The sequence below is a fragment of the Xylophilus sp. PBN-3R genome (genome assembly GCF_057747805.1).
The window spans coordinates 3,367,536-3,386,496 of the sequence record NZ_CM173225.1; the positions used below are offsets into that span (position 1 = coordinate 3,367,536).

18 protein-coding genes are annotated in these 18,961 nt (G+C 66.6%); 8 read left to right on the plus strand and 10 right to left on the minus strand.

From position 1 onward, the window contains the following. Nucleotides 1-3: 3 nt before the first annotated feature. The 3 genes from AC3ANW_RS16000 to AC3ANW_RS16010 form a co-directional block, all read right to left on the minus strand. Nucleotides 4-687: a flavin reductase family protein gene (locus AC3ANW_RS16000; protein ID WP_488341836.1), complete on the minus strand. Its 684-nt coding sequence runs from the start codon at nt 685-687 to the stop codon at nt 4-6. A 27-nt stretch (nt 688-714) separates the two neighbouring features. Further along, a complete protein-coding gene (locus AC3ANW_RS16005) occupies nt 715-1,797 on the minus strand; it encodes a BMP family ABC transporter substrate-binding protein (RefSeq protein WP_488341837.1) in 1,083 nt (360 codons plus the stop codon). A gap of 208 nt (nt 1,798-2,005) precedes the next feature. Next, nucleotides 2,006-2,689, minus strand: a complete 684-nt coding sequence (locus AC3ANW_RS16010; protein ID WP_488341838.1) for a GntR family transcriptional regulator — start codon at nt 2,687-2,689, stop codon at nt 2,006-2,008. A 160-nt stretch (nt 2,690-2,849) separates the two neighbouring features. Here AC3ANW_RS16010 and xdhA point away from each other — a divergent pair, with 160 nt between their 5' ends. Next, complete coding sequence (xdhA, locus tag AC3ANW_RS16015) at nt 2,850-4,370, plus strand: xanthine dehydrogenase small subunit (RefSeq protein WP_488341839.1); 1,521 nt, start codon at nt 2,850-2,852, stop codon at nt 4,368-4,370. Beyond that, nucleotides 4,367-6,796: a xanthine dehydrogenase molybdopterin binding subunit gene (gene xdhB / locus AC3ANW_RS16020; RefSeq protein ID WP_488341840.1), complete on the plus strand. Its 2,430-nt coding sequence runs from the start codon at nt 4,367-4,369 to the stop codon at nt 6,794-6,796. Before xdhA ends, xdhB begins: the two co-directional genes overlap by 4 nt. Nucleotides 6,797-6,852: 56 nt before the next feature. Here the strand turns inward: xdhB and AC3ANW_RS16025 are convergent, their stop codons facing one another. Beyond that, nucleotides 6,853-7,440, minus strand: coding sequence for a fasciclin domain-containing protein (locus AC3ANW_RS16025; protein WP_488341841.1), 588 nt, complete (start codon nt 7,438-7,440; stop codon nt 6,853-6,855). A 230-nt stretch (nt 7,441-7,670) separates the two neighbouring features. Beyond that, nucleotides 7,671-8,558: a LysR substrate-binding domain-containing protein gene (locus tag AC3ANW_RS16030; RefSeq protein WP_488341842.1), complete on the minus strand. Its 888-nt coding sequence runs from the start codon at nt 8,556-8,558 to the stop codon at nt 7,671-7,673. Nucleotides 8,559-8,659: 101 nt separating this feature from the next. On the opposite strand from AC3ANW_RS16030, the gene AC3ANW_RS16035 reads away from it, so the two are divergent. The 6 genes from AC3ANW_RS16035 to AC3ANW_RS16060 all read left to right on the plus strand — a co-directional run bounded on the left by AC3ANW_RS16035 (nt 8,660) and on the right by AC3ANW_RS16060 (nt 14,439). Continuing rightward, on the plus strand, nt 8,660-9,526 hold the full coding sequence (locus AC3ANW_RS16035; protein ID WP_488341843.1) for an amidohydrolase family protein: 867 nt from the start codon (nt 8,660-8,662) through the stop codon (nt 9,524-9,526). A 20-nt stretch (nt 9,527-9,546) separates the two neighbouring features. Continuing rightward, nucleotides 9,547-10,377, plus strand: coding sequence for an SDR family NAD(P)-dependent oxidoreductase (locus AC3ANW_RS16040; protein ID WP_488341844.1), 831 nt, complete (start codon nt 9,547-9,549; stop codon nt 10,375-10,377). A 36-nt stretch (nt 10,378-10,413) separates the two neighbouring features. Beyond that, the gene (locus AC3ANW_RS16045; protein ID WP_488341845.1) at nt 10,414-11,397 is read left to right on the plus strand and encodes a Bug family tripartite tricarboxylate transporter substrate binding protein; all 984 of its coding nucleotides are present in this window, start codon (nt 10,414-10,416) and stop codon (nt 11,395-11,397) included. An 18-nt stretch (nt 11,398-11,415) separates the two neighbouring features. Further along, nucleotides 11,416-11,934, plus strand: coding sequence for a carboxymuconolactone decarboxylase family protein (locus AC3ANW_RS16050; RefSeq protein WP_488341846.1), 519 nt, complete (start codon nt 11,416-11,418; stop codon nt 11,932-11,934). A gap of 8 nt (nt 11,935-11,942) precedes the next feature. After that, entirely contained in the window at nt 11,943-12,554 is a 612-nt protein-coding gene (locus AC3ANW_RS16055) for a hypothetical protein (RefSeq protein WP_488341847.1), read from the plus strand. Between the two features lie 82 nt (nt 12,555-12,636). Further along, entirely contained in the window at nt 12,637-14,439 is a 1,803-nt protein-coding gene (locus AC3ANW_RS16060) for a phosphoethanolamine transferase (RefSeq protein ID WP_488341848.1), read from the plus strand. On the opposite strand, the gene AC3ANW_RS16065 is transcribed toward AC3ANW_RS16060, so the two are convergent. The 5 genes from AC3ANW_RS16065 to AC3ANW_RS16085 all read right to left on the minus strand — a co-directional run bounded on the left by AC3ANW_RS16065 (nt 14,357) and on the right by AC3ANW_RS16085 (nt 18,926). Then, complete coding sequence (locus AC3ANW_RS16065) at nt 14,357-15,295, minus strand: helix-turn-helix transcriptional regulator (RefSeq protein ID WP_488341849.1); 939 nt, start codon at nt 15,293-15,295, stop codon at nt 14,357-14,359. The genes AC3ANW_RS16060 and AC3ANW_RS16065 overlap by 83 nt on opposite strands. A gap of 101 nt (nt 15,296-15,396) precedes the next feature. Beyond that, nucleotides 15,397-16,362 carry an SLAC1 anion channel family protein gene (locus AC3ANW_RS16070; protein ID WP_488341850.1) on the minus strand — a complete coding sequence of 322 codons (966 nt, stop codon included), beginning with the start codon at nt 16,360-16,362 and terminating at the stop codon, nt 15,397-15,399. After that, nucleotides 16,359-16,766, minus strand: coding sequence for a DoxX family protein (locus AC3ANW_RS16075; protein WP_488345442.1), 408 nt, complete (start codon nt 16,764-16,766; stop codon nt 16,359-16,361). Before AC3ANW_RS16075 ends, AC3ANW_RS16070 begins: the two co-directional genes overlap by 4 nt. Further along, a complete protein-coding gene (locus tag AC3ANW_RS16080; protein WP_488341851.1) occupies nt 16,766-18,664 on the minus strand; it encodes an amidohydrolase in 1,899 nt (632 codons plus the stop codon). The genes AC3ANW_RS16075 and AC3ANW_RS16080 overlap by 1 nt, the downstream gene beginning before the upstream one ends. Further along, entirely contained in the window at nt 18,657-18,926 is a 270-nt protein-coding gene (locus AC3ANW_RS16085) for a XapX domain-containing protein (protein WP_488341852.1), read from the minus strand. The genes AC3ANW_RS16080 and AC3ANW_RS16085 overlap by 8 nt, the downstream gene beginning before the upstream one ends. Nucleotides 18,927-18,961 lie beyond the last annotated feature (35 nt).

Sequence of the window (18,961 nt, forward strand, 5' to 3'; positions counted from 1 at the left end):
GGTTCAGATCTCGTCGATGGGGGTGGAGCGGGCAGCGGCAGCGGCAGCGGCATCGGCGGCGTCGCCGAAACCGGGGACGGACGACGCGTCATCGGCATCGGTCACCGCAAACCGTTCGTTGGTCTTCACATAGAAGCTCGCGCCGAAACGCCCGACCGGCCGGTAGTCCTTCAGGTTGACCCGCCAGGCATCGGTGTCGACCAGGCCGTCGCGTGCGGCAAGCCACAACACCTTGCCGATGAACACGTAACGGCTGTCGGTATGCATCACTTCGTGAAGCACGCATTCGAAGGCCACCGGCGCTTCGGCGATGCGCGGCGGCGCGATGCTTCGCGAGGGCACCGCCGTCAGCCCGGCGTGGTCCAGCTCGCTTTCGTGCACCGGCAACTCGGCGGCGCAGGCATCCATGCGTGCGGTCATGGCCTCGTCGGTCAGGTGCACGACGAATTCCTTCGTCCGCAGGATGTTGGCCGCCGTGTCCTTCATGCGGCCGTGGTGCAGCCGGTTGATGCTGACCATCACCACCGGCGGGTCTTCGCCGACCATGTTGAACATGCTGAAGGGCGCGGCGTTGACCGTTCCGTCCTCGCCCAGCGTGGTGATCAGCGCCACCGGCCGCGGCACGATCAGGCTGGCCATCAGCTTGTAGCGGGTGTAGGCGTCGATGCCCGAGAAGTCGATATCCATGCGTTTTGTGCCTGCCGTGCAGGGGGTTCAGGGTTGCGATCCGACAATGCCGGCGACGTAGAACTTCATCTTCCACAGCTCGTCTTCGGAAAGGGACTGTCCAGCCGGCACCCGCAACTTTCCTGCCTGATCGGCGATCGGGCCGGCGAAGGGCAGCAGGCTGCCGGCGACGATGGCGGCCTTCTGTTTCTCCACCGCAGCGACGATGTCCTTCGGCAGGTTGGCATTGAACGGTGCCAGCTGGACGATGCCTTCCTTCATGCCCCACTTGGTGTCTTCGGCCTTCCACTGGCCGGCCAGCCGCTGGCGCACCTTGGCGACGTAATACACACCCCAGTTCAGCACGTTGCCGGTGGGGTGCGCCCTGGGGCCGAAACGGCTCATGTCCGAGTCCTGGCCAAAGGCTGTCAGGCCCTTGCTTTCGGCCAGCTGCACCACCGCTGGCGAGTCGGTATTTTGATAGAAGGTGTCGGCACCCTGGTTGATCAGCGCCTGCGCTGCCTCGCGTTCACGCGCCGGGTCGAACCAGCTGCTGATCCACACCACCCTCGCAGTCACCTTGGGGTTGACGCTGCGGGCGCCCAGCACGAAGGCATCCAGGTTGCGGATGACTTCCGGGATGGGAAACGGCGCCACGTAGCCCAGCACATTGCTCCTGGTGAGCCGGCCGGCGACGGTGCCCAGCAGGTAGGCGCCTTCATAGAAACGGGTCTGGTAGATGCCGACGTTCTTCGCCATCTTGTAGCCCGAGCAATGCTCGAATGCGACATCCGGAAAGTCCGGCGCCACGCGGATGGTCGGCTCCATGAAACCGAAAGAAGTCGTGAAGACCATGTTGCAGCCGTCGCCGGCCAGGTCGCGGATCACACGCTCGGCGTCAGGCCCCTCGGGCACGCTTTCGACGAACACGGTCTTGACCTGCGCGCCGAATTCCTTCTCGACCATCCTGCGGCCCAGGTCGTGCTGGAAGGTCCAGCCGACATCGGACACCGGGCCGGAATACACAAAACCGATCTTCAGCGGCCGGGCCGGCGTGCCGGCGCGGCTGGCGAAAGGCAGGGCTGTGGCGGCAGACGACAGGGCGGAGGCGAGCAGATGGCGACGTTGCATGGCGTGGACTCGATCGAGTGGGTAATTTTGTATACATGCATCGTCCATGCCAACTTCCAAAAACGTTCAATTCATTGATTCTGTTTAATATTTCAATAAAAACGTATTTGTATACATTTTTTTAGACGAGCAGAAACCGTCCACAATGGCGCATACCATCGCACCGTCGTGGCGCAGCGCACCACAACGACGCAGCCGCCATCGGTTTTCAGGAAGAGGTTTCGGGAAGCCGCAGCCGGGCTTCGAGTGCCGACAAATGTCGGTCCATGATCTCGACGGCACGTTCGCCGTCGCGCAGCGCCAGCAGGTCCACCAGCTGCTCGTGTTCCTCGTGTTCGCAGGTGGCGTCGCCGGGCGTTTCGTACATTGCCACGATGAGTGAACAACGGGTCATCAGCTCGGTCAGGATGCGTTGCAGTTCGCGGTTGCCCGACAGCTCGGCCAGCGCCAAATGGAAGCCGCCGGCCAGAGCCACCCAGCGGCCATGGTCCTGCCGGTGCAGGGCTTCGTGTTCGGCCCGCAGGCGCTGTTTGAGCCGGTCGACCTCGCCATGGCTGATGCGCTGCGCCACGGCCCGGACGATGCCGGCCTCGACCACACGGCGGGCGGCGAAGATGTCGCGGGTCTCCTGCGGACCGGGCATGGCCACCGCCGCACCCTTGTTGGCCACGATGTCGACCACCCGCTGTTCGGCCAGCCGGTGCAGCGCCTGCCGCACCACCGTCCGGCTGACGCCGAAACGTTCGCACAAGGCGGCCTCGCCCAGCTTTTCGCCCGGTTTCAGCCGGCCGTGCATCACCTCGTCGAACAGGGTGTCGTAAACCGACTGGTCGAGCGTCACCATCGGCCCGGCGGGCGGCGTTTTTTTTCGGGGGGCGACGGTAGGTGGCATCACGCTTGCGGTGGGTTCCCGTACGGGTCGGGCGGCGCAGTATATCGGTGCGGTTTCTGCATATAGGGACCATACCCGCCGCCTTATGACCGGGTCATGCCGGCCCGCTAACCTCCGGCATGCCAGCATCCCACCAACACGAGCCCGAGAGCCACACCGCATGACGACCACGCGCCCCCTCCAGTTCATCCGCCGCGGCAAACGGGTGATGCTGCACGACGTTCCGCCCGACCGCACGCTGCTCGACCTGCTGCGCGAGGACCTGCACCACACCGGCACCAAGGAAGGCTGCGGCGAAGGCGATTGCGGGGCCTGCACCGTGGTGCTGGGCGAAAGCTGCAGCGGAGCAGACGGCCGGCCCGGCGTCCGTTACCGCGCAATCAACAGCTGCATCCGGCTGGCGCATTCGATCGACGGAATGGCGCTGTGGACCGTGGAAGACCTGGCCCGCGACCCGCTGATCCAGCCCGCCGCCGACGCACCGGTCGCCGCGGCGGACACCCTGCACCCGGCGCAAGAGGCGATGGTCGCCTGCCACGGATCGCAATGCGGCTTCTGCACGCCGGGTTTTGTCATGAGCCTGTTCGGCATGTACCAGAACCGGGTCTGCCAGGGCCAGTCGGTCGACCGTGCAATGGCGCAGGAAGACCTGTCCGGCAACCTGTGCCGCTGCACCGGCTATCGGCCGATCTTCGACGCCGCGCAGCAAATGGAAAAACTGCCCCGCATGGTGATTGATGAATCCGCCCTGTTGGCCCAGCTCCACGCACTGGAATCCGCGCCACAGGAACCCGACGGCTACCAGGCGCCAGGCACCCTGGCCGCCTTGCTGCGGGCCCGCGCCGACCGGCCGCAGGCCCAACTGGTCGCAGGCTGCACCGACGTGGGTTTGTGGATCACCAAACAGCATCGCCAATTCGCCCAGGTACTGGACGTGACTCGCGCCGCCGAGCTTCGCCAGGTCGGCGCACTGCCCGACGGAGGCAGGCGCATCGGCGCCGCCGTCACGCTGCAGGAAGCCTATGCCGCCCTGTGCGAGAACCGTCCGCAACTGCGGGCCTTTGCCGCGCGTTTTGCCGGCCTGCCGGTGCGCAATTCGGGCACGCTGGGCGGCAACGTCGCCAACGGCTCACCCATCGGCGACTCGATGCCGCTGCTGATCGCCCTCGACGCCCAGGTGGTGCTGGCCAGCGTGCGTGGCACCCGGAGCCTGCCGCTCGAATCGCTTTACACCGGCTACCGCCAGAACGTCATCGCGCCCGACGAGATCGTGGCCTTCATCGACGTGCCGCCGGTGCGCGAAAACGAGTTTCTCCGGGCCTACAAGATCAGCAAGCGACAGGACGACGACATCAGCGCCGTCTGCCTCGTGATCCGCATGGTGCTGCTGCGCGACGGCACGGTGCAGCACATCTCCATCGGTGCCGGCGGCGTGGCCGCAACGCCTGCGCGGGCCACCGAAGCCGAAGCCGCCGTGTTCGGCCAGCACTGGTCCGAATCCGCGGCCCGCGCTGCGGGCGAAGCACTGCAAGCCCAGTTCAAGCCCATATCGGACATGCGCGCCAGCAGCGCCTACCGCAGCGTGCTGCTGGGCAATCTGCTGCAGCGTTTCTGGCGCGAAAGCCAGGGCGAGCGCGGCACCAGCCTCGCCAGCATCGACATCCTGGAGACCGCAGCATGAACACCCGCGACCCGCAGCCTCCGGTCAGCCGCGATGCAGAAGCCGACCCGCGTGTGATCGCAGCCGACGCGGTGGCCGACCGCGCCGACGCCACCCTGCCGCGCGAAGCCGGCGACGCCCCGCTGGCCGGCGTGGTGCAGGCCCTTTCGGCCGGTACGTCGCAGGCCCACGAAAGCGCCCGCGCCCAGGTGGCCGGCGCCGCCACCTACATCGACGACATCGCCGAAGTGCGCGGCACCCTGCATGCCGCGCCCATCCTGTCGAACGTCGCCCACGGCAAGCTGCGCGGCGTGGACGCATCGGCCGCGCTGGCCCTGCCGGGGGTGGTCGACGTGGTGCTGCACCAGGACGTCACCGGCGACAAGATGCTGGCGGCCTTCGCCCACGACGAACCGGTTTTTGCCTTCGACACCGTGCAGCACATCGGCCAGGTGATCGGCGTGGTCGTGGCCCGCACCGCGCTGGAAGCCCGGCGCGCCGCCCGCAAGGTGGTGCTGGACATCGAAGCCCTGCCCGCCGTGCTCACCCCGCGCCAGGCCCATGCCGCCGGCAGCTATGTGCTGCCACCGGTCACCGTGTCGCGTGGAGATGCCGCCGCCGCCATGCCCAGGGCCCGCCACATGCTGACCGGCAGCCTGCAGGTCGGCGGCCAGGAGCACTTCTACCTGGAAGGCCAGATCGCCTACGCCCTGCCGCTGGAGCAGGACCAGTGGTGGATTCATTCCAGCACCCAGCATCCCGGCGAGGTGCAGCACTGGGTAGCGCATGCGCTGGGCATCTCGAACAATGCGGTGAAGGTGGAATGCCGGCGCATGGGCGGCGGTTTCGGCGGCAAGGAAACCCAGGCCGGCCACCTTGCCGTGTGGGCCGCGCTGGCCGCCCGCAAGACCGGTTGCCCGGTGAAGCTTCGGCTCGACCGGGACGACGACTTCATGGTCACCGGCAAACGCCACCCCTTCGACTACGACTGGGTGGCGGGTTTCGACGCCGACGGCCTGCTGACCGCGCTCGACCTGACCATGCTGGCCGACTGCGGTTTTTCGGCCGACCTGTCAGGCCCGGTGGCCGACCGGGCCATCTTCCATGCCGACAACGCCTATTACCTGTCGGACGTGGTGGTGCGGTCCTACCGCTGCAGGACGAATACCCAGAGCCACACGGCCTACCGCGGATTCGGAGGTCCGCAGGGCGTGATCGTCATCGAGGCAATATTGGGCGACATCGCGCGCCACCTGGGCATCGATCCGCTGGACGTGCGGCGGCGCAACCTGTACGGGGTGACCGAACGCAACGTCACCCATTACCAGATGACGGTCGAGGACAACATCCTGCATCCCCTGCTGGAGACGCTGGAGGCGGGTTGTGATTACCGGCGGCGGCGCGCCGAGATCGACGTTTGGAACGACAACAGCCCCATCGTCAAACGCGGCCTGTCGATTACTCCGGTGAAGTTCGGCATTTCATTTACCGCCACCTTGTTCAACCAGGCCGGTGCGCTGGTGCATGTCTATACCGACGGCAGCGTTCAGGTGAACCACGGCGGAACCGAGATGGGCCAGGGTTTGCACACCAAGATCGCGCAGATCGTGGCGGATGAACTGGGGGTATCTTTCTCCGACGTACGCATGACGGCGAGCGATACCAGCAAGGTGCCGAATGCTTCTGCCACTGCTGCTTCCAGCGGCACCGACTTGAACGGCCGGGCTGCGCAATTCGCCGCGCGGCATGTGCGGGATAACCTGGCCGCTTTCATTGGGGGCATGGATGCCTGCAATGCGGGGGATGTGCGGTTTTTCGCAGGGCGGGTGGATACGCCTTCTCGCTCCCGGTCGTTTGCCGAGTGTGTCGGGATGGCGTATGCCAACCGGGTGCAGTTATGGAGCGACGGGTTTTACCGGACGCCGAAGATCCATTACGACAAGACAACCCTGACGGGCCGGCCTTTTTATTATTTCTCTTACGGGGCGGCTGCCTGCGAGGTGGCGATCGATACGCTGACAGGTGAAAGCCGGGTGTTGAAGGTCGATATCCTTCACGACGTGGGCCGCAGCATCAATCCTGCCATCGACGTGGGTCAGATCGAGGGCGGGTTCGTCCAGGGCATGGGGTGGTTGACGACCGAGGAACTCGTCTGGAACGACAAGGGGTTCTTGGCTACACACGCGCCGTCTACCTACAAGATTCCAGCCGCGGGGGATATTCCGCAACACTTCAATGTGTCTCTCTGGCCGGAGGCCAATCGGGAAGACAACGTGTTTGGCAGCAAGGCCGTGGGGGAGCCTCCCTTTATGCTGGCCATCGCCGTTTATGAAGCCTTGCGGGAGGCGGTGGCTTCTGCCCGTCGGATTTCCGACCGGTCCCAGGTCTTGTTGCGGGCGCCGGCCACTGCTGAGAATGTCTTGCGGGCGCTGGGACGGGTTTCCTGATTTTTTTGCAACGCGGGGACGACGGACAGCCGTCGTCCCCGGCAGCGATCGAAAAATCAATTTCCCGGGATCAGCACATGGTCCACCACGTGGATCACGCCATTCGATTGGTAGACGTTGGCCGTGGTCACCGTGGAGGTGCCGCCCTGTACGTCGACAAGCACGATGTTGGAGCCGTCCATACGGGCCCGCAGCGGCACGCCTGCGACCGTGGTCAGGGTCGCAGTGCCGCCACCGGCACGGATGGCCTGGGCAAGGGCTGCGGAATCAAGACGGCCGGCCACCACGTGGTAGGTCAGAACCTTGACCAGCATGGGTTTGGCCACCGGCTGCATCAGCGTGCTGACAGTTGCCGGAGGCAGCAGATTGAAAGCGGCATTGGTCGGCGCGAACACGGTGAACGGGCCCGGACCCTTCAGGGTCTCGACCAGGCCTGCCTGCTTGACGGCGGCGACCAGCGTCGTGTGGTCACGCGAGTTCACCGCGTTGTCGACGATGTCCTTGTTGGGGTACATCGGCGCTCCGCCCACCATCACGGAAGCGTTCGAAGCCATCGACGACCCGGACATGCCGCCGGAGTTCATGCCACCGGCACAGGCCGACAACAAGGCTGCGACACCGACTGCAAGAATAAGTTTTTTCATGAAAAAGTCTCCTGGAAAACGAGAGAGAGGTTGTGAGTCGGGCAGCAGCCCGGTCGGACCGCTGCCGCTCCCGGTGCTATACGCGCCAGGCAGGGTTCTGGTTTTGCAGCAGCTGCAATCCAGCACGAAACTTAGGCCGCTTCATCGCCGGGCCGGCGCAGGACGGCAGTGCCGCAGGCTGTAGGAGCTGCACCGGATTGCAGGCGCAAGCCGGTGGCAAAAACGCCGGTTCATCCGCCGTACTGCGCAACCGCCAGGGCCTTCAGCAGCCCGGCCGCCAGCCGCGCCGGACGTGTCGCGGGCCGGGCTTTCGGGATGGCCAGCACCACCCGGTTGCGCATGGCCGGCGCCACGATGGCGGCGTCGTGCAATGGCTGCTCGTAACTCCACAAGGCTCGTGCGCTGGCCGGCAACACGGTATGCGCCACGCCCCTGGCGACCAGCGACAGCACGGTCGATACGGAGTCGACCTCGGCCACGATGTTCAAGACCAGGCCGCGCGGGCGAGCATGGCTTTCCAGCAACTGGCGCAAGGCGTTTGGACCGCTGGGCATGACCAGCGGCAAGCCGGCCACATCGGCCAGCCGCAGCCGCTTGGGCAGGGGCTGCGGGCCGAACAGCCGCAGCGGTTCGCGGCCCACGGTTTCCTCGGCCAGCTGCGGCGAAGGCGGCGGATCGAACAGGATCGCCATGTCCAGCGTGCCGGCCACCAGCCATTCGCGCAGGCGGATGCTGAGCGACTCGACGATGGTCACCGTGGCGTCGGGGTACTGGGCGCGGAAACGCTCCACCAGGTCGGCCGTCAGCACCTGCGCGACCCGCGGCGGCAGGCCGACGGTGACCTGGCCGCGCGGACTGGACTGGCGTTCGCGCATGTCGGCCCGCGCCTTGTCGGCGAGTTCGAAGATGCCGCGGGCATGGGCCATCAGCGCCAGGCCGGCTTCATTGGCCGACGCACCGCGGCCATTGCGCACCAGCAGGCGCTGGCCCACCTCCTCTTCCAGCAGCAGCACCTGCCGGCTGAGCGCGGGCTGCGACAGGTGCAGCGCGGCGGCGGCGCGGCTGAAGCTGCCGCTCTCGACCACCGCGACGAAGTATCGCAGCCGGGTGAGGTCCATGTTTTCCCTCGATAGAAGATAGAAAAGGCATGCATCTTACGGATAACTGCTATTTGCCAAGCCTATCGTCCAGCGCGCGCTGCCGCCGCACAATTCCGGCCATGCCAGACATCCTCACCTACGACCTGCAACCGCGCGTTCCCAGCTTCAGGCCGCCACTGCTCGCCTGCGATAGCCATGTGCATGTGTTCGGCCCGGCGGCGCGGTTTCCGTATGCGGAAGGCCGGGGTTTCACGCCGGTCGATGCACCCAGGGAAAGCCTGTTCGCCCTGCACCGCACGCTGGGCATCGACCGCTGCGTGATCGTGCAGTCCGCCGTGCACGGCATGGACAACCGGGTGGTGGAAGACGCGGTCGCGGCGGGCGGCGGACGTTACCTGGGCGTCGCGCTGGTGCCGGCCACGGTGCCCGACGCCGAGCTGGCGCGCCTGGCCGCTGCCGGCTTCCGGGGCGTACGTTTCAATTTCATGGCGCACCTGCCGGGCACGCCGCTGGAAGACATCGTCGCCCTCACCCGCCGGCTGGCGCCGCTGGGCATGCATCTGCAGGTTCATTTCGAAAGCGGGCTGGTGCATACCGTGGGTGCGGCGCTGGCGCAGAGCGCGGTCCCGGTGGTGATCGACCACATGGGCCGCGTCGATGCCTCGCTCGGCGCCGACCACCCGGACTTCGCCGCCCTGTGCCGGCTGATGCGCAACCCGCTGTTCCGGGTGAAGGTGAGCGGCGTCGACCGCATCGCCGGCCGCGACACCTATGCCCAGGGCGTGGCGCTGGCACGGCGGCTGGTGGAGTCCTTCGGCGACCGCTGCCTGTGGGGCACCGACTGGCCGCATCCCAACCATACCCATGTGCCGGACGACGCGACGCTGGTCGAGCTGCTGCCCGAGATCGCGCCGGACGAGCGCCTTCGCGAGATGCTGCTGGTGAGCAATCCGGCAGCCTTCTATCGCTTCGAAGAAAAGAACTGAAAGCACCCAGGAGACAGGACATGGACCAGACATCCGATTTCAACTACCGTCCCTCGGGCCGCCTGAAGGGCCGCGTGGCCTTTGTCAGCGGCGCCGGTTCGGTCGGCCCGGGCTGGGGCAACGGCCGGGCCATCGCGGTCCGTTTTGCCGAAGAAGGCGCGCTGGTGTTCGCCACCGACCGCGACCCCGCCCGGCTGGTGGAGACCGCGGAAAGGGTGGCCGCTGCCGGCGGCATGCTGGTGACCGGAGCTTGCGACGTGACCGACAGCGCATCGGTCGCGGCGGCCGTGGCGCAGTGCGCCCAACGTTTCGGCCGCATCGACGTCCTGGTCAACAACGTGGGCGGGTCGGCCAGGGGCGGTCCGGTGGAAATGACCGAAGAAGTGTGGGACGCGCAGGTCGACCACAACCTGAAAAGCGTGTTCCTGGGCTGCAAACACGTGCTGCCGCTGATGGAGCGCCAGGGTTCGGGCGCCATCGTCAACATGTCCAGCACCTCGGGCATCCGCTGGACCGGTGCGGCGCAAGTGGCCTATGCGGCGACCAAGGCGGCGGTGATCCAGTTCTCGCGGGTGCTCGCAGTGCAGTACGCCGACCGCAACATCCGCTGCAACACCGTCGTGCCGGGGCAGTTGCACACGCCGATGGTCGAGGTGCGGCTGGCCGGGCAGCGGGCCGGCGGCGATGTCGAGGCGCTGCTGGCCGAGCGCCAGGCGCGCATTCCGCTGCCCTTCATGGGTGACGGCCGGGACAGCGCCGCGGCAGCGCTTTTCCTGGCGTCCGACGAGGCGCGTTTCATCACCGGTACCGAGATCGTGGTCGATGGCGGCATGTCCGTCCGCTGCGGCTGAAGCGGCCCGGACAAGTATTCAAAGGAGACAAGAACCATGTTTTTCCCATCCCTCGCCCGCCGCGCATTCGTCGGGCTGGCTGCCGCTGCCTGCCTGGCGGCCGCATCACCCATGGCTGCCGCACAGGGCGGCAGGATCACCCGCCTGGTGGTCGCCTTCCCGCCCGGCGGACCGGTCGATTTCGTGGCCCGCACCGTGGCCGAACAATTGGGCAAGGAACTGAGCCAGCAGGTCATCATCGAGAACAAGGCCGGCGGCAACGGTGCCATCGCCGCCGAATACGTGGCCCATGCAGCACCCGACGGCACCACGCTGTGGCTGACCAGCGTCGGCGCGGTGGCCATCAACCCGGCCCTCTACGACAAGCTGGCCTACGACATGCACCGCGACCTGCAGCCGGTGTCGCTGATCGTCCGCAACGTCGAGGTGCTGGTGGTGCCGGCCAACGCGCCCTACAACACCGGAGCCGAATTCGTGGCCGCTGCCCGCAAGTCGACGCAGCCGCTGACGCTGGCGTCGTCCGGCACCGGCAGCGTGCCGCACCTGGCGATGGAACTGCTGTCCGACGCCACGAAGACGCCGCTGCTGCATGTGCCTTACAAGGGCGCGGCGCCGGCCATCACCGATGTCATCGCCGGCCATGTCAACGGCTTCTTCGGCGACATCCCGGGGCTGGTGTCCTTCATCAAGGGCGGCAAACTGAAACCCATCGGCATCGCGTCGGACAAACGCAACCCCTTGCTGCCCGATGTGAAGACGTTTGCCGAAATGGGCATCCCCGGCGTGGATTCGGACAACTGGTATGCGGTGTTTGCCGGCAAGGGCGTGCCGGCCGCCGACGTCGAACGGGTGAGCGCGGCACTGCGCAGGTCCCTGGCCGACGAAGGCGTGCAGAAGCGCCTTCTGGCGTCGGGTGCCGAACCCGCGCCGTCCACCCCGGCCGAACTGGCCGCGCTGCTGAAGAAGGACAGCGACAAATGGTCGCGTGTCGTCAAGGCCAAGAACATCAAACCCGACTGATCCTGCAAAAGACACGCCATGCGAATCGACGCCGTCACCCCTTCGACCCGCCCCGAACTGGCCGCGCTGGAAGCGCAGATCCAGGGCGCACGCGGCCGCATCTCGCTGCTCTACCAGGTGCTGCTCAACAGCCCGCCGGTGGCGCAGGGCTGGGAACAGATGCTGTCTTCGGTGCGCAACCACAACAGCCTGCCGGCCGGCCTGCGCGAGATGATCATCCTGCGGGTGGCGGTGATGAACCGCGCACCCTACGAGTTCGAGGCCCATGTGCCGCATGCGCTGGCCGGCGGGGTGCCGCAGGCCACCATCGAAGCCTTGCGTTCGGCCATGCTGCCGGCCGATGCGGGACTGACCGCTGCCGAGGCGGTGGCGCTCGAATACGCCGACACCATGACCCGCGACATCGAGGTGCCCGATGCGTTGTTCGCCCGGGTTGCGCAGCACTTCCAGGGCCAGTCGCTGGTCGATCTCACCGCCACCGTGGCGGCCTACAACATGGTGTCGCGTTTCCTGGTGGCGCTGCACATCGGTCACTGAGGCGCGGCATGCGACAACCCACCGATCTGTTGCTGCTGCAGGCCCGCCTGGACGACGCAGCATCGGCTGCCTTCATCGGCGCCTGCAACGCCGCAGCACAGGCCTGGCCCGGTGCCGCGGTGCAGCGCATGGCCTGGTCGGAAGCCGAGGGCGATGCCTACGGCTACCTGGCGCTTCCGGGCCGCTGCCTGCCGGACATCGCCGACCTGGACGGGGTGCTGGCGGCTTTCACCAGGGCACTGCCGGCGGGCGCCCGGCCGAGGGTGTCACGGCTGGAAAAGGCCCTGGACGTGGCCGGTGCCAGCGCACAGGCGCGGCCGGCCTTCCATTACGTGGTCGAGATGGACCCGGAGCACGGCTGGCGCGACGAACTGCTGCGCTGGTACGACACCGAACACATGCCGGGCCTGGCCGCGGTGACCGGCAGCATCCGCGCGACCCGCATGCTGAACCACGACCATGGCCCGCTTTCGCTCGCCTGCTATGACCTCGTGAGCCCGGAAACGCTGGGTTCGCCGCCCTGGCTGGCGGTGCGCGCCAGCGACTGGAGCAGCCGGGTGAGGCCCCATTTCACCAATACCCGCCGGACCATGTTCCGCACCCTGGGCCTTCCGGACTAATCCGACTGGAAACAGCGCAAGATGAACGATTCCTGAGCGAACCATTCAGGGCTGGGTCATTGCGGGGCCCTACGCTCACGGAATGCTGGAATCCTCACTTCGCCGCCTGCGTACCGCCTGGTCGACGCCCCGCTCCCATCTCTACGCCGCCCTGCTGATCGCCGGGTGGCTCACCGTGATGGGCAATCTGGCCTTGTGGGGCCGGCTGGTGCATCTGGTGCAGCAGGGTTCGCTGCCCCAGCAGACGGCATTGACGCTGGTGGTGATCGTGCTGGCGGTCGGCGCCATCACCACCGCGCTGCTGGTGGCGCTGGCCTGGCCGCGGATCTTCAAGCCGGCGACCATCCTGCTGTTGCTGGTGGCCGCAACGGTGCAGCACATGATGCTGGCCTACGGTGCGGTGATCGACCAGGGCATGGTGCGCAACGCGCTGCAGACCGACTTCACCGAAATGCGCGACCAGCTGAGCCCCGGCCTGGTCGTGCAGTGGCTCCTGGTGGCCGGCCTGCCCGCCGCCTGGCTGCTGCAATTGCGCCTGCTGCCGGCATCGGCCTGGCGGCGCATCGCGACCAACGGCATGGTGACCGGGCTTTCGCTGGTGCTGGCCACCGGGGGCGTGATGGGCATCTACGGCACCCTGGCGCCACTGGTGCGCAACCACATGGAGCTGCGTTTCATGCTCAACCCTGCGGTGCCGGTGCTGTCGACCTTCGCGGCGGTGGGCAAACCCCTGTTCCGCAGCGGCAAGACCGGCGCATTGGTGTCCATCACCGCCGGTGCGGCGCTGGGGCAGACGTATGCGCAATCCGGCCCGCCGCCGATGATGGTGATGGTGGTCGGTGAAACCGCCCGGGCCGACCACTTCTCCCTGAACGGCTACGGCCGCGACACCAATCCGCAGTTGGCAAGGCACGGCGACCTGGTCAGCTTCGGCGATGTTCGCTCCTGCGGCACCAGCACACTGGCTTCGGTGCCCTGCATGTTCTCGTCGCTCGGCAAGGCCGGTTATGAGTCGCAGAAGGCCGACCACGAGAACCTGCTCGACGTGCTGCAGGCCGCAGGCCTGGCCGTGCTGTGGATCGACAACCAGGCCGGCTGCAAGGGCGTGTGCGACCGGGTGCCCCATGTGTCGACCGCCGAGGCCTATGCGCCCGCGGACGCGCTGCGCGGCCAACTGTGCAGCGACGGCGACTGCCTCGACCGGCTAATGCTGGCTGGCCTGGACGAACGCATCGCCGCCCTGCCGGCAGTGCGCCGTGCGAAGGGTGTCGTGCTGGTCATGCACCAGATGGGCAGCCACGGGCCCGCCTACTACCGCCGGTCGGCTGCCGATACCAAAAGCTTCGGTCCCGAGTGCCGGACCCACGAACTGGCGCAGTGCGCCAACGACACGGTGATCAACGCCTTCGACAATTCCATCCGCGAGACCGACCGTTTCCTGGCCGACACGCTGGCCTGGCTCGGAAGGCAGACGGCATATGCACCGGGCCTGCTGTATGTCTCCGACCACGGCGAATCGCTGGGTGAATACGGCCTCTACCTGCACGGCGTGCCCTACGCGTTCGCGCCCGACACCCAGAAACACGTGCCGATGGTGGTCTGGCTGGGCCACGCACTGGCCCGCCGCAGCGCCGTCGGCACCGGCTGCCTGCGCCGGCACCGCAACGATGCGCTGACCCACGACAACCTCTACCCCACCCTGCTCGGCCTGCTGGATGTGCAGACGCCTACTTATCGCATGGCGCTGGATGCCTTCACGCCCTGCCGCGGCGCGCTGCCGGGCGAGACACCCGAGATGGCGGTCAGTGATCCGCCGCCGAAACCCATTGCCCCGGCGTCGCCTGTCGGCGCCATTGACCGGGCGACACCCCTGTCGTCTGGGTGAACGCCCGGGTGAAATGGCTTTGATCCGAAAAACCGCAGTGGGTGGCGATTTCGGCCAGCGTCAGCGCCGGATCGGTCAGCATGCCGCGCGCCTGCTCGATGCGTTGCGCCATCAGCCACTGGTGCGGCGTCAGCCCGGTGGTTTCCCTGAACGCCCGGATGAAATAGCTGCGCGACAAATGGCAGGCCTCGGCCACGTCGGCGATGGACAGGCTGCCGTCCAGCCGGCTGCGAAGCATTTCCTTGGCGCGTTCCTCGTGCTGGCGCGACATGGTGCGGGTCTTGCGCGGCTGCTGCGGTGCGCCGCCGCCGTAGTACTCGACCAGATAGGTCGCGATGGCCACGCCCATCTGGTCCACGAACAGGGCGCTGGCCTCGTGCGGACGGGCCAGCGACGGCGCCAGCGCGGCCGCCAGGTTCATCAGCACCGGGTCTTTCAGGGCTGTCACGCACTCCAATGAACGGACCCGCACACCCGAGCGCTCCTCGATGGTCCTCTCCAGGAAGTCAGGCGATATTTCCATCAGCATGAAGTCGAGCGGCCCCTGCATTTCGGCCCGGTAGGGATCGATGAAATTGCGGATGTAGATGGCGCCGGCATCGAAGTCGTGCACCGAGCTGTGGTGTTCGTGCAGGATGCGCCGCCGGTGCCCGTCGCCCATCGCGATGCCGACCAGATATCCCCTGTCGGCGCCCGGCGTCGCCACCGGGCTGACGCTGTCGCCGAGGCTGCGCTTGCGATGGAACTTGATACCGTCACCGGCGAGTTCGAGGTTGTTGTGAAGCTGCTCCGAAGCACAACCCAGCGAGTCTCGCGCGAGCGCACGAACGTCGGTTGCGGCAGCGTCGGATGTCATCAGGTTTTCCCCTGCGCCGGGATTTCCGGCAAAGGGGCGAAGCCTAGCACCGGGTGTTGACACGAACCTTTCCAAGCGCAAAAGAACCTACAGACGGAAACCTAATCCTCGCGGAAGGCCTCTCCGGTCACCATGTGCCGGCCGGTGCGCGCCAGCACCCACGCCACCACCATCGTGGCCAGGGCCAGCGCCACCAGCGCGATGGATTCGGTGTACCAGGCCGGCCGTGCGCGGTAATAGGCGATACATGCCCCGGCCCAGCCGCAGGCCGGAAACGTCATGGCCCACCAGCTCATGAAGAACGGGCCGTGCGCCAGGTGTTTCACCAGCGTCGCCAGCAGGATCGCGATGAACAGCGCCAGGCTGTAGAAGATGTCGGCCATCGGCCCGGCGACGCCGTGGTTGAAGGCCAGGTAGGCCGACAGCCCGATGGACGGCGGCGCCAGCAGGATGAACAGCGTCGGCAGGCTGCGCTGGCCCATCTCCTGCACGAACAGCACCCGGTGCAGCACGATGGTGAAGAAGATGATCCAAAGCACCAGGCCGATGGAAAAGAAGAACCAGCTGACTTCGACATAACCCAGCGGCACACCGCCGACCGGCACCAATATGTTGCCGACCACCGGAATGAACCAGGCCGGCGTCAGCACGCTTTCGTCCTGCGCCTTCAAGATCCAGCGGCGGATGAGGATCACCGCCAGCACCAGGTGCAGGGCCGCGCCGCCGCACCAGAGCACCCGCGCCAGCGGCTCCGAATAGGCTCGCACGCCGATGGACAGCACCACCATCGACACCGACACCGCGGGGAAGAAACTGGAACGCATCGGATGTTCGAACTCTTCCACCACCGCGCCGAAATGCAGGCCGATCTTGGCCAGGTGGGCGATGGACAGCAGCAAGAAACTCAGCAGCGCCAGCGACAGCAGCACCTGGCTGATGACGATGGGCGCACCGAAGGCATGGGCGGCGGCGGCCCAGGCGCCGGCCAGGCCGCCGATGCCCATCACCAACGCGAACATGGCGACGGAAAGCCGCGCCAGAAACGGCCGTTCGGTCGCGATGTTCATTCGCCCGCACCGTCGCGCAGATCGAGCCAGGCCACCAGCACGAACGCGCCGACCAGCCCCAGGTGTTCGAAGAAGCCGTTCTCCATCATGAAACGCTCCGGCCCCGAAACCTCCCAGAACCGGTTCGCCAGGAAGGTGGCGAAAAGGGTGAAGGCCGCCAGCGCCAGCGCGCCCAGCCAGCGTTGGAAGCCTGCCAGGATCATCAATGAGGCACCGAGTTCCAGCACGATGGTCGCCGCCGCCAGCGGGCCGGCCGGCGACATGCCGAAATGCTGCATCTCGGCGACGGCCGACGGGAAGTCGAAGGCCTTGTCGAGCCCGCCTTGCAGGTAGGCGGCGCAGAGCAGCAACATGGCCACCCAGCGCACGCCGGCCGGCGCGAGAAGATGTCGTGCCAGGGCCATCACACCGCCCAGCAGGCGCAACCCAGCGCGCCCCAGAAGCTCTTCAGGTCGGCGATCGGAAGCTTGCTGGTCCAGGCATTGGCATGGTGGTGGCCGTGCACATTGCAGTTGCTGGCGCAGGCGCAGGCGGCGGCGATTCGGGCGGCGTTCTGCAGCGGCGCGGCCTGCTGGTCGCCCCACGCGCCATAGCCGCCGAACCTGCGTACCGGCGACCAGTCGGGCATGGCCGGCGGCAGCGGGTTCTGGTCGTGCGGCGTGAAGTCGCCGGCACCCCAGACCACCTTGCCGCCGACGATGGTCAGCAGCGACGAGGTGTCGGCGATCTCGGATTCGGAACAGGCGAAGAAGTCGCGGTCGGGCACCACCAGGTCGGCGAACTGGCCCTCGACGATCTGGCCCTTCTTGCCCACTTCGTTGCTGAACCAGGTGACCTTCTCGGTGTACATGCGCAGCGCGGTTTCGCGGTCCAGGCAATTGCGCTGGGGGGTCATCTGCAAACCGCCCACCGTCTTGCCGGTGACCAGCCACGACAGGCCGACCCAGGGGTTGTACGAAGCCACGCGGGTGGCGTCGGTGCCGGCGGAAACCTTCACGCCCTTTTCGAGCATGCGGGCGACCGGAGGCGTGGCTTCGGCTGCACCGTGGCCGTAACGCTCGACGAAATATTCACCCTGGTAGGCCATGCGGTGCTGCACCGCGATGCCGCCGCCCAGCGCCGCGATGCGGTCGATGGACTGGTCGGAAATCGTCTCGCAATGGTCGAAGAACCAATTCAGGCCTTCCAGCGGAATGTCCTGGTTGACCCGCTCGAACACATCCAGCGAACGGCTGATGGTTTCGTCATAAGTCGCATGCAGGCGCCAGGGCCAGCGGTTCTCGGCCAGCACCCGCACCACATCTTCGAGTTCACCCTCCATCTCGGGCGCCATGTCGGGTCGCGGCTGGCGGAAGTCCTCGAAATCGGCAGCTGAGAACACCAGCATTTCACCCGCACCGTTGTGGCGGAAATAGTCGGTGCCCTGCTTGTATTTCGAGGTGGCCGTCCAGTTCAGGAAGTCCTCTTTTTCGGCCTTGGGTTTCTGGGTGAACAGGTTGTAGGCCAGGCGGATGGTGAGCTGGTCCTTGTCGGCCAGTTCCTGGATGACCTGATAGTCGTCGGGATAGTTCTGGAAGCCGCCGCCGGCGTCGATGGCGCCGGTCACGCCCAGTCGGTTCAGCTCGCGCATGAAATGCCGGGTGGAGTTCACCTGGTATTCGTAGGGCAACTTGGGGCCCTTGGCCAGCGTCGCATAAAGAATGGCCGCGTTGGGTTTGGCCAGCAGCAGACCGTTGGGGTTGCCGGCGGCGTCTTTCACGATCTCGCCACCGGGCGGCGGCGGGGTGTCCTTGGTGTAGCCCACGGCACGCATGGCGGCGCCGTTGAGCAGCGCCCGGTCGTACAGATGTAGCAGGAACACGGGTGTATCGGGCGCCACCGCGTTCAGTTCGTCGATGGTCGGCAGGCGCTTTTCGATGAACTGGTGTTCGGTGAAACCGCCCACCACCCGCACCCACTGCGGGGCAGGTGTGATGGCCACCTGGCGCTTCAGCATGTCCATGGCGTCGGCCAGCGACCGCACGCCGTCCCAGCGCAGCTCCATGTTGTAGTTGAGGCCGCCGCGGATGATGTGCAGGTGGTTGTCGATCAGTCCCGGCAGCACACGTCTTCCGCGCAGATCGATGATCTTCGTGTCATTGCCGGCGAGCGGCATGACCTCGTGATCCTGACCCACCTTCAGGAACTTGCCGTTCTGGATGGCGACCGCGCTGGCCGTCGGCTTCGACTTGTCGAGGGTGGTGAAAAGACCCCGGTGCAGGATCAGTTCGGGGGTGGTGCGCAGGGAGGTTGGATCAGGCATCTTGGCGTACTTCCGGTTGGGTTTTGCATTTCGGCAGTTCACCGAACATGTGCGGCTTGACCTGGTGCTGGATCCACGAGGTCTGCACCGGCTGGCTGCGTTGCCACAGCTGGCGCACCAGCGGCGGCAGTTGCTCACCCGCCAGGATGCCGAGCAGGCCGACCAGGGCGATGACCGGCGGCGCCGGCGAACGCACGTTGATGACCGCGTAGACGATGCCGACCAGCAGGCCGGCTGCGGCGGACAGCAGATAAGGTTTCATGGATGGGGCGTGGTTGGTGGGCCGCACGAAATGGC

Excerpts from the sequence above, each read along its gene's own strand:
- AC3ANW_RS16050 (WP_488341846.1), top strand. The coding sequence starts at position 11,416 with ATGCGAATCGACGCCGTCACCCCTTCGACCCGCCCCGAACTGGCCGCG.
- AC3ANW_RS16005 (WP_488341837.1), bottom strand. The coding sequence starts at position 1,797 with ATGCAACGTCGCCATCTGCTCGCCTCCGCCCTGTCGTCTGCCGCCACA.
- AC3ANW_RS16080 (WP_488341851.1), bottom strand. The coding sequence starts at position 18,664 with ATGCCTGATCCAACCTCCCTGCGCACCACCCCCGAACTGATCCTGCAC.
- AC3ANW_RS16000 (WP_488341836.1), bottom strand. The coding sequence starts at position 687 with ATGGATATCGACTTCTCGGGCATCGACGCCTACACCCGCTACAAGCTG.
- AC3ANW_RS16025 (WP_488341841.1), bottom strand. The coding sequence starts at position 7,440 with ATGAAAAAACTTATTCTTGCAGTCGGTGTCGCAGCCTTGTTGTCGGCC.
- AC3ANW_RS16085 (WP_488341852.1), bottom strand. The coding sequence starts at position 18,926 with ATGAAACCTTATCTGCTGTCCGCCGCAGCCGGCCTGCTGGTCGGCATC.
- AC3ANW_RS16055 (WP_488341847.1), top strand. The coding sequence starts at position 11,943 with ATGCGACAACCCACCGATCTGTTGCTGCTGCAGGCCCGCCTGGACGAC.
- AC3ANW_RS16040 (WP_488341844.1), top strand. The coding sequence starts at position 9,547 with ATGGACCAGACATCCGATTTCAACTACCGTCCCTCGGGCCGCCTGAAG.
- AC3ANW_RS16065 (WP_488341849.1), bottom strand. The coding sequence starts at position 15,295 with ATGACATCCGACGCTGCCGCAACCGACGTTCGTGCGCTCGCGCGAGAC.
- AC3ANW_RS16060 (WP_488341848.1), top strand. The coding sequence starts at position 12,637 with ATGCTGGAATCCTCACTTCGCCGCCTGCGTACCGCCTGGTCGACGCCC.
- xdhB (WP_488341840.1), top strand. The coding sequence starts at position 4,367 with ATGAACACCCGCGACCCGCAGCCTCCGGTCAGCCGCGATGCAGAAGCC.
- AC3ANW_RS16030 (WP_488341842.1), bottom strand. The coding sequence starts at position 8,558 with ATGGACCTCACCCGGCTGCGATACTTCGTCGCGGTGGTCGAGAGCGGC.
- AC3ANW_RS16035 (WP_488341843.1), top strand. The coding sequence starts at position 8,660 with ATGCCAGACATCCTCACCTACGACCTGCAACCGCGCGTTCCCAGCTTC.
- AC3ANW_RS16070 (WP_488341850.1), bottom strand. The coding sequence starts at position 16,362 with ATGAACATCGCGACCGAACGGCCGTTTCTGGCGCGGCTTTCCGTCGCC.
- xdhA (WP_488341839.1), top strand. The coding sequence starts at position 2,850 with ATGACGACCACGCGCCCCCTCCAGTTCATCCGCCGCGGCAAACGGGTG.
- AC3ANW_RS16010 (WP_488341838.1), bottom strand. The coding sequence starts at position 2,689 with ATGCCACCTACCGTCGCCCCCCGAAAAAAAACGCCGCCCGCCGGGCCG.
- AC3ANW_RS16075 (WP_488345442.1), bottom strand. The coding sequence starts at position 16,766 with ATGGCCCTGGCACGACATCTTCTCGCGCCGGCCGGCGTGCGCTGGGTG.
- AC3ANW_RS16045 (WP_488341845.1), top strand. The coding sequence starts at position 10,414 with ATGTTTTTCCCATCCCTCGCCCGCCGCGCATTCGTCGGGCTGGCTGCC.